Raw genomic sequence first — 18974 nt, forward strand, 5'->3', positions numbered from 1 at the left:
ACAAAACATTGCTGACAAACTTCAACTATCAGCAACAAATTATATACACTTACAAAACAGCACCACTCCCGACAGACACAAACCTACAAAACACCTCGGGCACGATCAGCATGAAAACGCATTTGAAATTCACTAAATTTACCCGCTTCAATAGCCAGACGCATTTCTGCAGTCAGAATCTGATAATAGCGTAAATTATGAATAGTATTTAATTGAGCACCCAGAATCTCACCCACACGCTGCAAATGATGCAGATAAGCACGACTGAAATGCTGGCAAGTGTAACAATCGCAGCTTTCATCCAGCGGGCGCTGGTCATGGCGATAGATAGCATTACGGATTTTCACATCTCCAAAACGTGTAAACAGCCATCCATTACGCGCATTTCGCGTTGGCATCACACAATCAAACATATCAATACCATACGCCACACCATATACTAAATCTTCAGGTGTACCCACACCCATCAGATAGTGCGGTTTATTCGCCGGAAGTTTAGGTCCAATAGCACGTAAAATACGATACATTTCAGGTTTTGGCTCTCCCACCGAAAGACCACCTACAGAGAGACCGGGAAAACCGATTTCTTCCAAACCAGCAAGCGACTGCTCACGCAGGTCTTCATACATTCCGCCTTGCACAATACCAAACAAAGCATTCGGATTATTCAGACGTTCGAATTCGTTTTTACTACGCTCCGCCCAGCGCAAACTCATCTGCAAAGATTTTTCTGCTTCTCCTGCATCCACATTTCCATCAGGGCACTCATCCAGCTGCATCACAATATCAGAATTCAGCACCGTCTGAATCTGCATGGATATTTCAGGTGATAAAAACAGCTTGTCGCCGTTAATAGGACTGCGGAAGGTACACCCTTCTTCTGTTAGCTTCCGCATTTGCGCCAGCGAAAACACTTGAAAACCACCTGAATCCGTCAATATCGGCCGCTTCCAACCTATAAAATCATGCAGACCACCAAAATCACGGATAACATCCAAACCCGGTCGCAGCCAAAGATGAAACGTATTACCCAGAATAATCTGCGCCTTAATTTCCTCTAGAGTACGTGGTGACATTGCCTTTACTGAACCATAAGTTCCCACCGGCATAAAAACCGGCGTCTCCACCGTACCATGATTCAATTCAAGCGTACCACGGCGCGCAAAACCATCCGTACGCTGTAAAGTAAATTTCAGCATATAACTTATTTAATATCAAAAAATATGACAGAATTTCCCATTATAGCCCAAACCTACACATTTCGCCGGGCAAGCATTGCCAAGCAAAAACCAAATCGTTAAAATAAATTCCTTAACTGAAGCGAAAGTTCATCAGAACTGACGCATTAAATTATCCCATTAATTTATAAATATAAACAAAAGCGGCCATCTGATATTCTCATTCGTAACAAACGAGACCGGTCTGTTGTTTGTGGAGTATGCATGTTAAACATTACCTTGCCAGACGGCTCAGTTCGTCAGTTTGAAGCGCCATTAAGCATTGCCGACATTGCCGCTTCCATAGGTACAGGCTTAGCCAAAGCCGCCATTGCCGGTAAAATTAATGGTAAATTGGTAGATACATGTGATCAAGTAACAGAAGATGCTCAAGTCAGCATCATTACTGCCAAAGATAAAGAAGGTGTCGAAATTATTCGTCACTCCTGTGCTCATCTGGTTGGCCATGCTGTAAAGCAACTGTACCCTGAAGCCAAAATGGTTATCGGCCCTGTAATCGAAGATGGGTTTTATTACGACATCTGGTACGAACGTCCCTTTACGCCCGAAGATATTGCAGCAATTGAAGCCCGCATGAAAGAACTGATTGCACAGAATTATGATGTAATCAAAAAAGTTACACCGCGGGATGAAGTTATCAAAGTATTCACTCAGCGGCACGAAGATTACAAACTGCGCCTGATTGAAGACATGCCTGATGAAAAAGCCATGGGTCTATATTATCATCAGGAATATGTAGACATGTGTCGCGGCCCGCATGTTCCCAACACCCGCTTTCTTAAAAACTTCAAACTCACAAAACTTTCAGGCGCCTATTGGCGTGGTGATGCTAAAAACGAACAGTTACAGCGTATTTACGGCACCGCATGGGCTACCAAGGAAGATTTGAACGCCTACATCCAGCGTATTGAAGAAGCAGAAAAACGTGACCACCGCAAACTGGCCAAACAAATGGATTTATTCCATTTGCAGGACGAAGCACCGGGTATGGTATTCTGGCATCCAAAGGGCTGGTCATTATGGCAGATAATCGAACAACACCTGCGTCGTGAACTAGCAGCTGCTGGCTATCAGGAAATCAAAACCCCAATGATTATGGATCGAAGCCTTTGGGAAAAATCCGGTCACTGGGATAATTACAAAGAAAACATGTTTATTACCGAATCGGAAAAACGTGTTTACGCAGTAAAACCCATGAACTGTCCTGGTCATATCCAAATTTTCAATCAGGGTTTACGCTCTTATCGCGACCTTCCCTTGCGTCTGGCCGAATTCGGTTCTTGTCACCGAAATGAACCTTCTGGCGCCCTACACGGCCTGATGCGCGTACGTGGCTTTACACAAGACGACGCTCATATTTTCTGTACCGAAGACCAGATAGTCAGTGAAGCCAAAGCATTCAACGAACTGGTCATGCGCATTTACCGCCAGTTTGAATTCAATGATGTATCGGTTAAATTATCCCTGCGGCCTGAAAAACGTGCCGGTTCTGATGCCATATGGGACAAAGCGGAGCAGGGTTTACGCGAAGCTCTGACTGCCTGTGGTGTTACATGGGAAGAATTACCCGGTGAAGGCGCATTCTACGGCCCGAAAGTAGAATATCACATTAAAGACGCATTAGGCCGTTCGTGGCAATGTGGCACTATCCAGCTGGATTTTGTATTACCAGAACGTCTTGGTGCTGAATATGTCACCGAAGAAAACGGCCGCGCCCGACCAGTAATGCTACATCGAGCCATTTTAGGTTCATTAGAACGTTTTATTGGTATTCTGATTGAACATCATGCCGGCGCATTTCCGCTTTGGTTAGCACCGGTACAAATGGTGATTATGAATATCACTGAAGCACAGACAGAATATTGTCAACAACTTGCCACGCGATTAACCGCAGAAGGCTTCCGCGTGCATTTAGACTTGCGTAATGAGAAAATTGGATACAAAATCCGAGATAACAGTACGCAACGCCTTCCCTATCAACTGGTTATAGGCGAGAAAGAAAAACAGGACAACAAGGTTGCCGTACGCAAACGCGGCGGCGAAGATTTGGGTCAGATGGATATTGAAACATTCATTAGCCAGCTGAAACAAGAAGCCTTGTCTCTTCATTAAACGTGAATAAGGAGTACGACCATCGCTCAAGAACGCGAAGCACGCATCAACGGTGAAATCACCATTAAAGAAGTGCGTTTGATTGGTCCAACTGGCGAACAGTTGGGTGTAGTATCTACTCAGCAGGCCATGAAATTGGCTGAAGAGAACGATGTGGATCTGGTGGAAATTGCCCCTACCGCCAAACCACCCGTCTGCAAATTAATGGATTTTGGTAAATACAAATACGAACAATCCAAAAAACGCGACGAACAGCGCAAAAAACAAAAACAGGTGCAGGTAAAAGAAATCAAATTCCGCCCTGGTACTGATGAAGGTGACTATCAGATTAAAATGCGCAACATTGTTCGCTTTTTAACAGATGGCGATAAAGTAAAAGTCACGCTGCGCTTTCGTGGACGTGAAATGGCTCATCAACATTTAGGAGCAGAACTACTCAAACGCATTCAAGCTGATTTGATTGAAATCGGCACTGTTGAGCAGTTTCCAAAAATGGAAGGTCGCCAAATGGTGATGATAATCGCACCGAAAAAGAAATAATTATTAAACTCAGCCTGTCTTATAAAAACCTCATTTTACTCACCTGAAATGAGGTTTTTCATATATTGACTCAAGCAACCTAAATAATCACAACAGGACTGTGTCGGCAGAAGCATACCACAGCGATATTGTCTTAACGACGCAGATATATTATAATCCTCGTCCTTGTGCATCGCCGCTGTGCGCAAAGCAATATTCAGGCGGCAAAAACCGTGGTGTGCGGGTCAAAGTGCTGTATACAGCCACCCCTCGCCTGATCAAACAACAATGGAGTTTTCCCATGCCGAAAATGAAATCCAAATCTAGCGCAAAAAAACGCTTTAAAGTATTGGGTAACGGTGGTGTAAAACGCGCTCATGCGTTCAAACGTCACATCCTGACGAAAAAAACCACTAAAAACAAACGCCAATTGCGTGGCACCTCTTTGGTGAATGAACGCGATATGGCTTCTATCCACAAAATGTTACCCTACGCTTAAGGAGTTTGAACTATGCCTCGCGTAAAACGTGGTGTTACCGCTCGTGCACGTCATAAAAAAGTTTTAGCGTTAGCCAAAGGCTACCGCGGCCGTCGTAAAAACGTCTATCGTATTGCCAAACAGGCAGTAATGAAAGCCGGTCAGTACGCCTATCGTGACCGTCGTCAACGCAAACGTCAATTCCGCCAGTTATGGATTGTACGTATCAATGCCGCAGCACGTCAGAACGGTTTGTCTTACAGCAAATTCATGAATGGTCTGAAAAAGGCGGCTATTGTTATCGACCGCAAAGTACTGGCTGATCTGGCCGTATTTGATCAAGTTGCGTTTGCTCAGCTGGCCGCACAGGCAAAAGCTGCTTTAGCCTGATAAGCAGATTCTGGAAAAAAGGAAACTTCGGTTTCCTTTTTTTTCATTCCTGTTTTATCAAACTTTTTAATTATATTTAATCTGATAGCTTAACATTGTTTACCTCATGAATTTCGCGTTAAAATAAGCTTTTAGCAAAAAATATATTATAGTGTGTTATATACCTCGTTTTGTCCGCTTCAGATTCGGTATTATTTACAATTCCAGCATTTTTAAAAGCAAGACAAAGCATTACACATCTCTTCGGTTTATATTTAAGTAAAGAATCTTGTTATGGAAAACGCCAACCGCATCGTTGCCGAAGGCATCGCTGCTGTTCAATCAGCTACTGATTTACCTGCATTAGAATTGGTAAAAGCCCGTTATCTGGGCAAGACAGGTGAACTCAACGCCCTACTAAAAACACTAGGAAAAATGACACCGGAAGAACGCAAAACCACCGGTGCGCACATAAATGAGTGCAAAAATCAGTTTCAGTCTGCCTATAACCAGCAACGTGATGCACTGAACGAAGCCAAACTGCAACAACAGCTGGCGGCCGAAGCACTGGATGTGACTCTGCCCGGTCGCGGCGAAAATATAGGTGGTTTACATCCTGTAACCTTAACCTTACAGCGGATTGTAGAACTGTTTCACAGCATGGGATTCACCGTAGCCGATGGGCCGGAAATCGAAGATGATTTTCATAATTTTCAGGCATTGAATATTCCACCAAACCATCCTGCTCGCGCCATGCAAGACACATTCTATGTCGAAAATGGCAACGTACTACGTACCCATACATCTCCTATTCAGATACGCTACATGCTGGACAAAAAAGAGCCGCCGATTCGCATTATTGCTCCAGGACGCGTATATCGGGTAGACTCAGATGCCACTCACTCACCAATGTTTCATCAGGCAGAAGGCTTGTGGATTGAGGAAGGTGTAACCATGGCCGACCTTAAAGCGGTATTTACCGATTTTATCCGTCGCTTTTTTGAACGTGATGATTTACAGGTACGTTTCCGCCCTTCATTTTTCCCATTTACCGAGCCTTCAGCTGAAATTGATATCATGGGTGAGCGAGGTTGGCTCGAAGTCGGCGGATGCGGCATGGTGCATCCAAATGTATTAAAAAACGTCAATATAGATGCTGAAAAATATACAGGTTTTGCCTTTGGCATTGGTCTGGACAGATTTGCCATGCTGCGCTACGGAATTAATGATTTGCGCCTTTTTTTCGACAATGACCTGAATTTTCTGAAACAGTTTCAGGATTAACTACAAAGTGTCTGTTAAAAGTAATGAACTTGTTTTAAGCCAATCCCTGAATTATTCAATTCAGGCATAGCCGAAACAAAACAACATTCATTACCACTGATATAAGATTAACATCAAAGCGTAATCATCTCACTAGTGAATGACTGATGAATTTTTATGGTTAAAAAATTATTCACCCTATAACAAACTAGAATAATTCATCTTAACCTAATACGAATTCCAAAAGCGAAGTTACATAAATTACAGATTAAACAATCCTGTAACAACTGCAGACTAGCAAACCCAACACTTTTGGATGAAACTGCAACAGAATACATACTGGAAGCATTATGCAATTTTCTCAACAATGGTTATATTCATGGGTCAATCCAGACCTGTCAGCAGACCAGCTGGCACATTTACTCACCATGGCCGGACTTGAAGTAGAAGAAACCAGACTGGCTGCTCCCACCTTCACAGGTGTAGTAATTGCTGAAGTAAAATCAGTCATTAAACATCCTGATGCAGACCGGCTCAATATCACACAAGTAGATGCCGGCACAGGCGAACTGATACAAATTGTATGTGGTGCTCCCAATGTACAGCCAGGAATCAAAGTACCTTGCGCGTTACCAGACGCCATTTTGCCAGGCGATTTTAAAATCAAACCCACCAAAATGCGCGGTCAGGTATCCAATGGAATGCTGTGCTCAGCAAAAGAATTAGGTCTGCCAGATGAAGTTAATGGTCTGCTGATTCTGCCTGCAGATGCACCTATCGGTGAAAACATCCGCAACTATCTGGAATTAGATGATCATCTGCTCACCCTCAAAATCACACCTAACCGTGCAGACTGCCTCAGTATAAAAGGAATAGCACGTGAAGTAGGTGCATTAACTCAGTCTAAGTTACATCCGATTGAAATTGTGCCTGTCCAAGCAAACATCGAAGCCAGCCAACCAGCCAGCATCGAAGCACCACAAGACTGTGGCCGCTTTCTTACCCGAGTTATCCGCGGCGTTAATTCACAATCAGCTACACCGGTATGGCTAAAACAACGACTGGAACGCAGTGGTTTACGAAGTATCAACGCTTTAGTTGATATCGGCAACTATGTCATGCTAGAGCTTGGGCAGCCAATGCACATGTTTGATGCTGATAAAATTACTGGTAAGCTGAATATCCGTCGTGCTTATGATGGCGAAACCATTACTTGTCTTAATGATAAAACTGTCACCCTCTGCAGTAATACACTTGTAGTAGCTGATGAAAAACAGGTCTTGAGCATTGCTGGGCTGATGGGTGGTGTAGAAAGCTCAGTTACTAACGATACCCATAATGTAGTCATCGAAAGTGCATGGTTTACTCCAGACATCATTGCCGGCAAAGCGCGACAGTATGGTTTTGGTTCAGACTCATCATTTCGTTTTGAGCGAGGTGTGGATTTCAATTTACAGCAACAAGCCATCGAACGTGCTACAGCCCTGATACAAGAAATCTGCGGAGGTGATATTGGTAATATCACTGAAGCAACAGGAAATCTGCCTGACACCAAAAAAGTCCGAGTACGCACCAACAGAGTAGCCAAAGTACTGGGAGTAAATATTTCTGCAGAAAATATAGGAATTATTCTGCAACACCTAGGCCTGAATCCACAAATATGCGAAGACGGTTTCACAGTTACATCGCCCAGCTTTCGCTTTGATATTGAAATTGAAGCAGATCTTATTGAAGAAATCGGCCGCGTTTTCGGATATGACAATATTCCAGACAACCATACCAATGGCAAACTGAACATGGTAGCCCTGCCGGAAACACAGAAACCATTATTCAGTGTCTACCACCAGCTTGCCAATAACGGCTATCAGGAAGTTGTCAGCTACGCCTTTGTAGAAGAAGCATGGGAACAAGATTTAGCCGGCAATACTAATCCGATTCGCCTGCAAAACCCGATTGCCAGTCAGCTAAGTGTCATGCGCTCTACCTTGTTTGGTGGCTTGATAGAAATTCTGCACAATAATCTAAACCGTAAACAAAACCGGGTAAGATTATTCGAAGTGGCACGCGTGTTTCACAAACAGAATGAAGCATATGTCCAGACCAAAAAAATTGCTGGTCTTGCTTATGGTTCTGCCCTGCCAGAACAGTGGGCTGCAACCACACGTAGCGTAGATTTCTATGATGTAAAAAACGATATTGCCGGCTTAATCAGTGCTGATACTGTTGAATATCGCGCAGCAGAACATCCAGCACTGCATCCGGGCAGAACCGCAGAAATCATCTTTGCTGATAAAGTAGTCGGTGTTATCGGAGAGCTGCACCCACGCTGGACACAAAAATACGATTTACCTCAATCACCGATTCTATTTGAGCTAAATCTAAGTGCTGTATTATCGCAAGACAGAATTACTTACCAACCAGTATCCAAATTTCAGCCCGTACGACGTGATCTGGCTTTTATCCTCCCAGAGCATATAACTGCTGAACAGTTACTTAACACTCTGACCAGTGTTAAACATTCTTCCATACAGGAAATCGCTATTTTTGACGTTTATCGAGGTAAAGGTGTCCCTGAAAACATGAAAAGTCTGGCTGTAAAAATTATTCTGCAAAGCCCTGAGCAAACACTGACCGATGAAGAAGTAGACTCAGTAATAACAAAACTCATAGATACAGCAGGTACAATTGACGCAAAATTACGCGTTTAGAATTTTACCCAGACATCCTAAACGATTAAAATTTTACTTACTTGATAACACAAATCAATTTGTGGATAATATCGCCCTCTTTAATGAAAGAAACTTTAATATGACGCTGACAAAAGCTGAACTTGCAGATATTTTGGTAGAAAAAGTAGCCGGCATGAGCAAACACGATGCCAAAGAAATAGTAGAATTGTTTTTTGAAGAAATTCGCAGTACCCTAGAACAAGGCGAACAAATCAAAATCTCTGGTTTTGGTAACTTCCAGCTGCGCGATAAACCGCAGCGCCCTGGCCGTAATCCCAAAACCGGCGAAGAAGTCCCTATTTCTGCTAGACGCGTGGTAACATTCCATGCATCACAAAAATTGAAAGGCATGGTTGATCACTATAATGGAAAACAAGCCTAAGCAACTGTTACCCATTCCAGCACAGCGGTACTTTACCCTAGAAGAGCTGTGCCAGCTTGCTGACATTAGTAAGGAGCAGTTTACTGCATGGCAGCAGATTCACGGCGTAGTGATTGGCTATGGCGGCCAGCATTATACCCGTGCTGATGTAATTAAAATTCGACAATTGCGCGATAGCTTTACTCCCTATATCGATCCATTTACACGTAATCAGGTGGATGCTGAAGGTAATCCGGCCATTGATGCTCTAGAAACACGGCAGCACATTGAGAAGATAATGGACAACCTGAATAGCGTACTTGCCAAGTAAAACGATTACTTTTATAATCGCCTCCTTTACAGAGTCGGAGTGTGGCGCAGTCTGGTAGCGCACTTGCATGGGGTGCAAGGGGTCGAAGGTTCGAATCCTTTCACTCCGACCAAAATTAAAAATACAGCCTAGAAGGGCTGTATTTTTTTATACAAATAGAGTAAATATCAGTATCAGATTCTCACAGTATCAAAATAAAAATTCAGATAATATGCTTTCGAATCAATAAAGATGTTAAAAAAGAAAATCCAATTCTTTGCTTATTAAAATTCTAGCAATTCATTCCAAATTCTCAAAGACCCGTTACTAGTACAATAAACTGCAATAATTTATTCAATCAGATGCTTAAATAATAAGATTATTAACTTGTTAATTGCTGCAGCTGTTTCAATATCTGTCTACTGAGGATACCGTCTGGTAGGCGGAAATCAAGTAGCATGCGAGTCAGCCGAAGAGCTTCCGGATGCCATTCTGGCTGTGATGCCAGAGACTGGTTGCTTAGCGCATTAAGAGTATGTCCATGGACCACAATGCCTTTCTCTTGAGCAGATAGCTGCTGTGCCTGCATCAATAATACCGGTGCGTGCTCAGCACGCAACCAGTAACGTTCATGACAGACAATTGCTTGTTCTAGATTGTCCTGCGAGATATCCGGAGCCACACCTAAAGTATGCAGAAGGCTCCACTCAAAATAACGTAAAGCTGCCAGATGCTCACCACCGCAGATACTTTGCAAAACGGCGTACATGGCATGATAAATAGATGGTAAAGAATCCTCGCGTGCTGTAAGTTTCAAAACTAACTCATTCACATACATTGCACTGAACAAAGCTTGATTTTGTGGCTGAGGCCACCCACCTACCCATTCTGCACGATGAAGAGTTTTCAGTTCATTATTGCCATACCAAGAAATCTGCAAAGGTACAAATGGTACCAACACGCCGCGCAGTTCACTTTGGCGCCGTCGTGCACTGCGAGCCAACATCACCACTCTGCCATAGTCTCGTGAAAATATTTCTATTTGAAGACTGCTTTCACTCCACGGACGTGATGAAAGCAAAAAAGCTGGTTGATGATTGATACGATTATCAGACATGAGTAGTTGTTACATTGGATAGATTTGCTGATTATTATAGCCCGATATGGCATGACAATTGACCATATTCGCCAAAAAGCGGATAATTCCTTTAAAAATAGATATTTTACTTTCAGGCAGCCGGTTTTTTTCAGCCGGCTGCCTGAAAGCATTCAAAACTATCAGGAAAGTTTGCACACCCATGAAAGCACCGGAATTATTATTACCTGCTGGCGGTCTGGAACGGATGCGTGCTGCGTTTGATTACGGCGCAGATGCAGTCTATGCGGGTACGCCACGCTATTCTCTACGTGCACGCAATAATGAATTTGCCCATCTTCCAGTACTGGAGCAGGGAATTTCTGAAGCACATGCTCGTGGCAAGAAATTTTTTCTGGCCAGTAATATTCTGCCACACAATGCCAAACTGAAAACGTATCTGGCTGATATGGAACCAATTATTGCCATGCAGCCAGACGCACTGATTATGGCCGACCCTGGGCTGATTATGAAAGTGCGCGAAAAATGGCCGGAAATACCGGTGCATCTGTCCGTACAGGCCAATACGACTAATGCTTGGGGTGTACAGTTTTGGCAAAGCATCGGTATTGAACGTATTATTTTATCACGTGAGCTAAGTATCAATGAGATTGCTGAAATCCGGCAGCAATGTCCAGATATTGAGCTAGAAGTATTTGTGCACGGTGCTTTGTGCATTGCCTATTCCGGCCGCTGTCTGTTATCCGGATACTTTAACCATCGTGATCCCAATCAGGGTACCTGCACTAATGCCTGCCGCTGGGATTATAAAGTACATAATACGTCGGATAGTGACAGCGGTGACGCCCAGCTATTACGCGATTTTGATTTCAAGCAAGCTCAATCTCTGGCAGATGATAGCCTGTTGGGCCCGAATGAGCAGCAACGCCACCCCTTAGCTAATAAAGTATATTTAATCGAAGAGGCTAATCGACCCGGTGATATGATGCCGATTATGGAAGATGAGCACGGTACCTATATCATGAATTCCAAAGATTTACGTGCAGTGGAGCAAGTTGCGAAACTAGCTGAGATCGGTGTGGATTCACTGAAAGTAGAAGGCCGCACCAAATCGGTTTATTATGTAGCCCGTGCTGCACAAGTATATCGGCGTGCCATTGATGATGCAGTTGCTGGAAAACCTTTTGATTACTCACTGCTGGCCGAACTTGAAGGGCTGGCAAATCGTGGTTATACCACTGGATTTTTGGAACGTCATCAAACTCAGGAATATCAGAATTATTTATCCGGCCACTCTTTATCCAAACAAAGCCAATATGTTGGCAAGGTAACGGCTATTGACTCTGATGGTTGGGCAACCGTTGAAGTGAAAAATAAATTCAGTGTAGGTGATCAGTTGGAAATTATTCACCCCAGCGGTAATCAAATTATTCGGCTAGAACAAATGACACGTAAAGGGTATCCGATAGAAGTGGCTGCTGGAAATGGTTTCGAAGTGAAAATTCCACAAATGCATGGTAAAGACAAGGCTTTGATCGCACGAATTATGATGCAGAACGAAGCAGTTTAAATAAATAAAAAGCCATAGAATCAAATTCTATGGCTTTTTATTGGATACCTGACACTTACAGCCAGCCTTGCAGATTCTGATTGATTAAAGGTATTAGTATTTTTACCCATTCATCTTCACTGCTCATACATGGAATATAATGAAATTGTTCACCCCCATGAGCCAGAAAATCAGCTTTACCCCTAATATTAATCTCTTCTAGTGTTTCCAGACAATCTGTAACAAATCCGGGACATACTACATCAAGTTTTTTTATTCCAGCCTGTGGTAGCTGGTTGAATAAATCCTGAGTACTGGGACCAACCCATGGCGCATAACCAAACCGGCTCTGAAATGCCAGTCGGTATTCATTATCTTTCAATCCGAGCTCACTAACCAGATGCTGGGTAGTGGTGCGGCAATGCTCAATATAAACATCACCTGCCTGTTGCTGAGCTAATGGAATACCATGAAAACTCAACAACAAACATTCCCCGCGTCCATACTGTTTCCAGTGCGTATGGATATGAGCTGCCAAGGTCTTTATATAATTGGTATCTGCACAAAAACTAGTGATACTTCGTACCGCCATCTGCACACGCTGTTTAAGTAAAACACGCCATAGCTGATCAAGTGCCGCACCACTACTTGAACTTGCATATTGTGGATACAAGGGTACTACCAGCAGATTTGCTACACCTTGCTTCTTCATTTCCTGCACCACATCCACCACACTTGGCTGACCATAAGTCATAGCAAAACGGGTAATCACACTTTCAGGTAAAGCTTTAGACAATGCTTGAGTGAGCGACCGTGTACCAATTAGAAGCGGAGAACCATTGTCTTGCCAAATGGTTTGATAAGCATGAGCACTTTTCCTTGACCTTAAAGGCAGGATAATGCCACGTAATAGGAGCTGCCATAAAAAACGTGGCAACTCAACCACACGCTGATCTGATAAAAACTCACGCAGATAGGGACGTACAGCCTGAGGTGTTGGTGCTTCGGGCGTACCAAGATTCAGCAGTAATACACCTGTTTCTGTGATAGATGTTTCAGGTTCGCTAAGAAATGGTTTTGACATAATAAGAGCGCCGGCAAAGGATAAGCAGGTTTATAATTGAGCTTCACAAGTATAGCTGATTACGTTATCACTACTATTTATACTGCTTCATAATCAATTTATTCATAATAATCTTTCTCTTCAATTGGGTAAGACTGACAAAAATTGTACCGCTATTTATTCTTTCCAAAGAGCCTGAAAAGCTTTTACCACCTTTTCTGGTTCAGCCGCATCTGTTACTGCTCGCACTACTGCCAGAGAACTAACACCTGTGGCCAGAACATCAGGCGCATTACTCAGATCGATGCCACCAATGGCTACCGTCGGAGTACTTCCGGCTTGAAGCACGTATTGTCTAAGTTTATCTAATCCCTGAGGCTGTGTAGGCATTGTCTTAGTTTTGGTAGGAAATATTGCCCCACAGGCTACATAGCTTGGCTTTACTGAAAGTGCAAGAGCAAGCTCTTCAGAAGAATGAGTGCTCACTCCTAACCGTAAACCGGCACTCTGTATCATCACCAAATCAGCACTTTCCAAATCTTCCTGTCCAAGATGTACACCGTAGGCACCACAATCTACCGCCTCCCACCAATAATCGTTGATAAATAATTGTGTAGGTGAATCCTTTGCATAGGCCACACTGCGTTCAATTTCACGGTACAATGACGAACCAATCTGGCTTTTATTGCGTAGCTGCACGGTATTAGCGCCTGCATCCACCATTCGGGCTACCCAGTCTGCAGAAGGAACGACTGCATAAAATTTAAGCGGAGCGGCAATGGGTAAAAACGGATTCGTAAACATAATTTACTCCTTTTGAAACAAAAATCTTTATAATGGCACTTTTTTACGTAGCATGGCACACGTCGGATAGCTTGTTTACGTGCCGGCTCTGAATTTTCCACTTTAAAATACATTATGGCCGCAGACACATCTTTTGCACGTTCGCCCTTGATTACACGGGTTAATTACGCTTTTGCTGCATTGCTACTTGGCACCATTGCCTATTTCATTTACTGGGGACTAGGCTATACCAATCATCATGCGCCGCTATTATTCATTGTAGCTACCCTCTTTGGTGCCTTTATGGCTTTCAATATCGGTGGCAATGATGTAGCCAATTCTTTTGGCACCAGCGTAGGTGCCGGCACCCTTACAATACCACAAGCTCTGGGTATAGCTGCAGTGTTTGAAGTTTCCGGTGCCGTCATTGCCGGTGGCGAAGTAACTAAAACCATCAGACACGGTATTATAGACCTTGGTGCCATGCATTTGACACCGTCACAATGTATAAATGTAATGCTAGCTGCATTGCTGGCAGCAGCCATCTGGTTACTGATTGCTTCGAAAAAAGGACTTCCGGTTTCAACTACCCACTCTCTGATTGGCGGTCTGGTTGGTGCCGGACTGTGTCTGGGCTATCTGGTCACCGGTAACAGCAGTGCACTAGATTTAATCCAGTGGAACAAAATGGGCGAAATCGGTCTATCATGGGTGATTTCTCCTGTGCTTGGCGGAGCATTGTCATTCATTCTTTTCAGCCAAATTAAAAAGCATGTACTTGATTACAATGAGCGTATGAACATAGCTCTGAAAGAAATCAAACAAGAAAAAAAAGCGTACAAGGAAAAGCACAAAGCGTGGTTTGAACAACTGAGTGAGACAGAAAAAATCAAAATTTCTTCTGCCATTGCACGCGATGCGGAAAATTATAGTGATCCAGACTACAGCGTAGATGAACTAGAATCGGATTATTATAAAAAGCTAGCTGATATAGAAAGCCGTAAAAACAGTATAGATGCGTTTAAAGCTCTACATAGCTGGGTGCCTCTGATTTCTGCCTGCGGTGGCATGATGATTACAGCTATGCTGTTATTCAAGGGATTAACCAATCTGCATCTGGGCTTGTCCGTAGTAACCAATTTTTTGCTAATCATCATGATTGGTGCCCTGATCTGGATGGCAACATTTATTTATGCCAAAACACTGAAGCGTAAAGATTTAAGCAAATCCACTTTTTTAATGTTCAGTTGGATGCAAGTATTTACAGCTGCTGGTTTTGCTTTCAGTCATGGAGCCAATGATATATCCAATGCAGTAGGCCCGTTTGCAGCCATTATGGACATAATTAGAACTGGTGATATTGCTATGGATGCCAATGCCATGATTCCAGCACCTGTGATGATTACTTTTGGTGTTGCCCTGATTGTTGGCCTTTGGTTTATCGGCAAAGAAGTAATTCAAACTGTGGGCACCAATCTTGCTAAAATGCATCCGGCTTCAGGATTTACCGCCGAACTATCTTCAGCAGCCATTGTAATGCTGGCTACGCTAATGGGCTTACCGGTATCCAGTACACATATTTTAGTCGGTGCCGTACTTGGAATTGGACTGGTTAACCACAATGCCAACTGGAAGCTGATGAAACCAATAGCACTTGCCTGGGTTATTACCCTTCCTTCTGCAGCAATTCTGTCGGTTTTGATATTTCTCGGACTCAATTCTTTTTTCTGACCTCAGCAATAATATAGCGCGCCAGTCATATACAGGCTGGCGTTTTTGTTCATCCACATCAAAATTAAACCATTGTTGATAATTTATTTATTTTATCAATTATGTTGTCTATCATAAGTTTTAAATCTCTTTCTAAATTGGTTGCCTTGAACATTTGGTGATTGTCTTAAAGGTAATTAAAAGCAATTATGGAATCGGATTAATGCTTTTTAACTCAGCTAGCAGCTGTTTGTGAAGAGGACTTTTCGTTAAAATATTGCCTTTTGTAATTACGTACGCAAACGCTGAGCTGCCATGAACAATTTGCTTAAAAAATTCTATATAGACCCGTTTTTACTGGCTATGCTATTGGTTGTCGGTACTGCTACTATTCTTCCGTGTCAGGGCAGCGTCAAAACTTTTTTTAGCTATCTAACTACCATCGCTATTGCACTACTTTTTTTTATGCATGGTGCCAAGCTGTCTCGACAGGCTGTCACTGAAGGAATCAAACATTGGCGGTTGCATCTATTGGTCTTTTGCAGCACATTTATCCTGTTTCCGCTAATTGGTCTATGTCTAAGAATACTGGTACCAAACTGGCTTTCTCCCGAACTTTATCTTGGCTTTCTATATTTATGCGCCCTACCCGCCACGGTGCAATCCGCAATTGCCTTTACCTCCGTTGCTGGCGGAAATGTGGCTGCTGCTGTTTGCAGTGCTTCTGCCTCAAGTATCCTCGGTGTTTTTCTATCACCTGTTCTGGTAGGACTGATGATGCCAACCAGTGGCAACAGCGTTGATACCGCAGCAGCGATAGAATCCATTTTGATGCAGTTAATGCTACCTTTTGTAATCGGACACCTTGCACGCCCTTTATTAGCCAATTGGATTCATCAGCACAAAGTCTGGATTAACCGCACAGACCGTAGTTCCATTCTGCTGGTTGTGTATGTGGCTTTCAGTGATGCAGTGGTTGAAGGCTTATGGCACAAAGTAAATCTGGGTTCAATTGGTATGATTGTGATGCTGAGCCTAGTGATTCTATTTCTGGTGATTACGATCAATACACTGGTAGCACGGTTACTAGGTTTTAAACGAGCCGATGAAATTACAATTGTGTTTTGCGGCTCCAAAAAAAGCTTGGCCAATGGCGTACCTATGGCTAACGTTCTGTTTCCTGCCAATATGGTAGGTATAATGCTCTTACCATTGATGATTTTTCACCAGCTACAATTGATGATTTGCGCTGTACTGGCGCAACGCTATGCTCGCACAAATAAACCAATTTCATAACGGTTACCTAGTACTATTGCGACAGATTATAATTGGTTTAAATATTTTTCATTTTAGAAAAACTGAACCAAATGAGTAATAGCTTTTCAGATGTATGCAAATACAACTTTCAGGTTCAGTAGTAAGCTTACTATTAGCACAAATTTTTGTTTTAATAATAAATACTTGTGATTTATTTGCCTGTGATTAGAATACATTCAGTATATTTATCATCAAGTTAATGGTTGCGATAAATATAAAATGCTTAATTCAAAGAATGACGAAACAATTAAGGGAATTTAAGTTGGAATAAGTGACGCAGATTTGTCACAAGATAATTGATATAATGAATTATTGTGGTGCCAGTAATAGGAATCGAACCTACGACCTTCGCGTTACGAGTGCGCTGCTCTACCAACTGAGCTATACTGGCTGACGGATAAATTTTTTCAGAATGGCGCGCAGTATAACATACCTACCTTTGATTCACCATCATTAACAAAACATGCCTGAAATCTTAGAATCTTAAGAATTTATACTTAATCATACATATAAAGCTTATTTAGTAGCCGTACTTTTTATGCGTTACTATCTCATTAAATTTTATGCTTCTGTTAATTAAAAATAATCGCAATAAGCATAATTTCATTCAAAACACAATTTCTTTCTACTATGCTATGTTAGAAAAATTCTTTATTTCTAATAATCAATAGATATGTTAGCAACTTCAGCTACTACTCTTTTACAGAAGCAAATAGCAAAGCTAAAATACTGACATTAAATTTTAACGTTGTCTTTTCTTAAAATTGTTCATAACTTGTGTCAAGTTATATTTCAGCACGTCATCCACTGCCGAAGGCACTTCCGCCAATAGCTCACGCTGTAGCGTTGTTACCAGCCCAGCAGTATGTTTCTGTACCGCTACCCTGACCATACCAGATAATACATCGGCTAGATGAGGGCGTAATTTTTCACTAAGCTGCTGCAATAGAGCCTGTTCTGAAATGCAGGTAACAGCACGATTTGCTGTACCTCGCGGCTCGATTACATGCATATGTACATGAATTACTGGCTGGCCATTTTCACTAAAGTCCGTATTGACATCAGTAACATCAGACTCAGAAGTCTCAGCCTGCACAATCGTTGCCTGATTTCCTTTTAGTTGAACAGTACAGCCAGATGGCAAAGTTTCATCAATCGGAGCACTTTGCAAACAGCTTTGGGCAGCCAGCCAGTCTTCCTGAATCAGTAATGCTGTATCATTCAAAGCAGATTCTTGTTGCTGAGCCTCCAACGTACTCTGCTGCTGCCATTGCTGCAGGTAGGCACGATAAACACGTTCTCGCTGTATCGGATCCAATACTACCTCATCAATCTGATTATACTGGGAAGGATTAGGTTTTTTTGGTTTAGCTGTAGCAGGCTGCCGGTTGTGAGGTACTGTACCTGTTACTACAGCAGAAGTATTAAAAGCGTGCTCGTGTCTTCTGGTTTGATGTACAACCACTGTCGGCTTAATACTCTTGTTCACATCATGATGAACAGCATGATTATCATGCTTCTTTTTATTCTGGCGCAGTTGTTCAAGATTACGTACCCAATCAGGTTTGGCTTCAGCCGACTCACTATCTGTATTAGTCATAGATTGCTGTGCAGGCGGATTATCTTCACTCAAAGTAAAAACAAATTGATTTTGTTGTTCATACTGGTTTTTCACCATGCCCTCACTTCTTATCGTCTGATGTATTCTGGCTCGCTTCACATGAATTTTCACTGTGCCATATATAGGTAATTATAACAACTTTTGTAGGTTAAAATGCTAAAATAATGTATATTTTGTCCAATTTAATTAGGAATCAAATAATGAGTACCTTAGAACAACGAATTGAATTTCTCGAAGAAAATAACGAAGCCCTACTCATGCAAAACCGTGTGCTAGCCACTGCACTGAAAGGTTTATTGAGAGCCTTGCCCGCAGATTTAGCAGAACTAGCTACAGAATCTATTCGAACAGCTTTTGATAACGAAATTGCTGAATTGCAGTATGAAGAAAATCCGCAAGTAGAATTATTTCATGATGCCACTTACGCGTTTTTTCATGAACGCGAACATTAAATCA

General features: G+C 42.5%; 17 protein-coding genes and 2 tRNA genes. 13 read left to right on the top strand and 6 right to left on the bottom strand.

Annotated elements, in window-relative coordinates:
• Positions 1–83: 83 nt before the first annotated feature.
• Entirely contained in the window at positions 84–1199 is a 1116-nt protein-coding gene (gene tgt / locus ACQP6D_RS05875; RefSeq protein ID WP_267403287.1) for a tRNA guanosine(34) transglycosylase Tgt, read from the bottom strand.
• 243 nt (positions 1200–1442) lie between these two features.
• On the opposite strand from tgt, the gene thrS reads away from it, so the two are divergent.
• From thrS to ACQP6D_RS05920, 9 genes are all read left to right on the top strand, one after another.
• Positions 1443–3350, top strand: coding sequence for a threonine--tRNA ligase (gene thrS / locus ACQP6D_RS05880; RefSeq protein ID WP_267403286.1), 1908 nt, complete (start codon positions 1443–1445; stop codon positions 3348–3350).
• A gap of 21 nt (positions 3351–3371) precedes the next feature.
• Positions 3372–3890, top strand: a complete 519-nt coding sequence (gene infC / locus ACQP6D_RS05885; protein WP_100141263.1) for a translation initiation factor IF-3 — start codon at positions 3372–3374, stop codon at positions 3888–3890.
• Between the two features lie 280 nt (positions 3891–4170).
• Positions 4171–4368 (top strand): 50S ribosomal protein L35, encoded by a 198-nt coding sequence (gene rpmI, locus ACQP6D_RS05890; RefSeq protein ID WP_037405875.1) that lies wholly within the window; start codon positions 4171–4173, stop codon positions 4366–4368.
• A 12-nt stretch (positions 4369–4380) separates the two neighbouring features.
• The gene (gene rplT / locus ACQP6D_RS05895; RefSeq protein ID WP_427857679.1) at positions 4381–4737 is read left to right on the top strand and encodes a 50S ribosomal protein L20; all 357 of its coding nucleotides are present in this window, start codon (positions 4381–4383) and stop codon (positions 4735–4737) included.
• Between the two features lie 273 nt (positions 4738–5010).
• The gene (gene pheS, locus ACQP6D_RS05900; RefSeq protein ID WP_100141264.1) at positions 5011–6000 is read left to right on the top strand and encodes a phenylalanine--tRNA ligase subunit alpha; all 990 of its coding nucleotides are present in this window, start codon (positions 5011–5013) and stop codon (positions 5998–6000) included.
• Positions 6001–6329: 329 nt separating this feature from the next.
• Complete coding sequence (gene pheT, locus ACQP6D_RS05905; protein WP_427857680.1) at positions 6330–8687, top strand: phenylalanine--tRNA ligase subunit beta; 2358 nt, start codon at positions 6330–6332, stop codon at positions 8685–8687.
• A gap of 100 nt (positions 8688–8787) precedes the next feature.
• Positions 8788–9090: an integration host factor subunit alpha gene (locus ACQP6D_RS05910; RefSeq protein WP_100141266.1), complete on the top strand. Its 303-nt coding sequence runs from the start codon at positions 8788–8790 to the stop codon at positions 9088–9090.
• Positions 9074–9400, top strand: a complete 327-nt coding sequence (locus ACQP6D_RS05915; protein WP_100141267.1) for a hypothetical protein — start codon at positions 9074–9076, stop codon at positions 9398–9400. The genes ACQP6D_RS05910 and ACQP6D_RS05915 overlap by 17 nt, the downstream gene beginning before the upstream one ends.
• Before the next feature lie 35 nt (positions 9401–9435).
• Positions 9436–9512 (top strand) — tRNA-Pro (locus ACQP6D_RS05920).
• A gap of 249 nt (positions 9513–9761) precedes the next feature.
• On the opposite strand, the gene recO is transcribed toward ACQP6D_RS05920, so the two are convergent.
• Entirely contained in the window at positions 9762–10496 is a 735-nt protein-coding gene (recO, locus tag ACQP6D_RS05925) for a DNA repair protein RecO (RefSeq protein ID WP_427857681.1), read from the bottom strand.
• Between the two features lie 181 nt (positions 10497–10677).
• Between recO and yegQ the strand changes: the two genes are divergently transcribed.
• Positions 10678–12045, top strand: a complete 1368-nt coding sequence (gene yegQ / locus ACQP6D_RS05930; protein WP_427857682.1) for a tRNA 5-hydroxyuridine modification protein YegQ — start codon at positions 10678–10680, stop codon at positions 12043–12045.
• 55 nt (positions 12046–12100) lie between these two features.
• Here yegQ and hemH read toward each other — a convergent pair whose 3' ends face one another.
• Both hemH and thiE read right to left on the bottom strand, forming a co-directional pair.
• Positions 12101–13108, bottom strand: a complete 1008-nt coding sequence (gene hemH / locus ACQP6D_RS05935) for a ferrochelatase (RefSeq protein ID WP_427857683.1) — start codon at positions 13106–13108, stop codon at positions 12101–12103.
• Between the two features lie 156 nt (positions 13109–13264).
• Positions 13265–13891 (bottom strand): thiamine phosphate synthase, encoded by a 627-nt coding sequence (thiE, locus tag ACQP6D_RS05940; RefSeq protein ID WP_267408780.1) that lies wholly within the window; start codon positions 13889–13891, stop codon positions 13265–13267.
• A 114-nt stretch (positions 13892–14005) separates the two neighbouring features.
• On the opposite strand from thiE, the gene ACQP6D_RS05945 reads away from it, so the two are divergent.
• A complete protein-coding gene (locus ACQP6D_RS05945; RefSeq protein WP_100156744.1) occupies positions 14006–15601 on the top strand; it encodes an inorganic phosphate transporter in 1596 nt (531 codons plus the stop codon).
• A 294-nt stretch (positions 15602–15895) separates the two neighbouring features.
• On the top strand, positions 15896–16876 hold the full coding sequence (locus ACQP6D_RS05950; RefSeq protein WP_100141273.1) for a bile acid:sodium symporter family protein: 981 nt from the start codon (positions 15896–15898) through the stop codon (positions 16874–16876).
• Positions 16877–17212: 336 nt separating this feature from the next.
• Here ACQP6D_RS05950 and ACQP6D_RS05955 read toward each other — a convergent pair.
• Positions 17213–17288: transfer RNA gene (locus ACQP6D_RS05955), tRNA-Thr, on the bottom strand.
• Between the two features lie 351 nt (positions 17289–17639).
• Complete coding sequence (locus tag ACQP6D_RS05960; RefSeq protein WP_427857684.1) at positions 17640–18575, bottom strand: hypothetical protein; 936 nt, start codon at positions 18573–18575, stop codon at positions 17640–17642.
• 143 nt (positions 18576–18718) lie between these two features.
• Here ACQP6D_RS05960 and ACQP6D_RS05965 point away from each other — a divergent pair, with 143 nt between their 5' ends.
• Positions 18719–18970 (top strand): NGO1151 family protein, encoded by a 252-nt coding sequence (locus tag ACQP6D_RS05965; RefSeq protein WP_100141275.1) that lies wholly within the window; start codon positions 18719–18721, stop codon positions 18968–18970.
• Positions 18971–18974 lie beyond the last annotated feature (4 nt).

This window comes from Snodgrassella sp. CS2, from assembly GCF_050310315.1.
Taxonomy (GTDB): Bacteria; Pseudomonadota; Gammaproteobacteria; order Burkholderiales; family Neisseriaceae; genus Snodgrassella; species Snodgrassella alvi_E.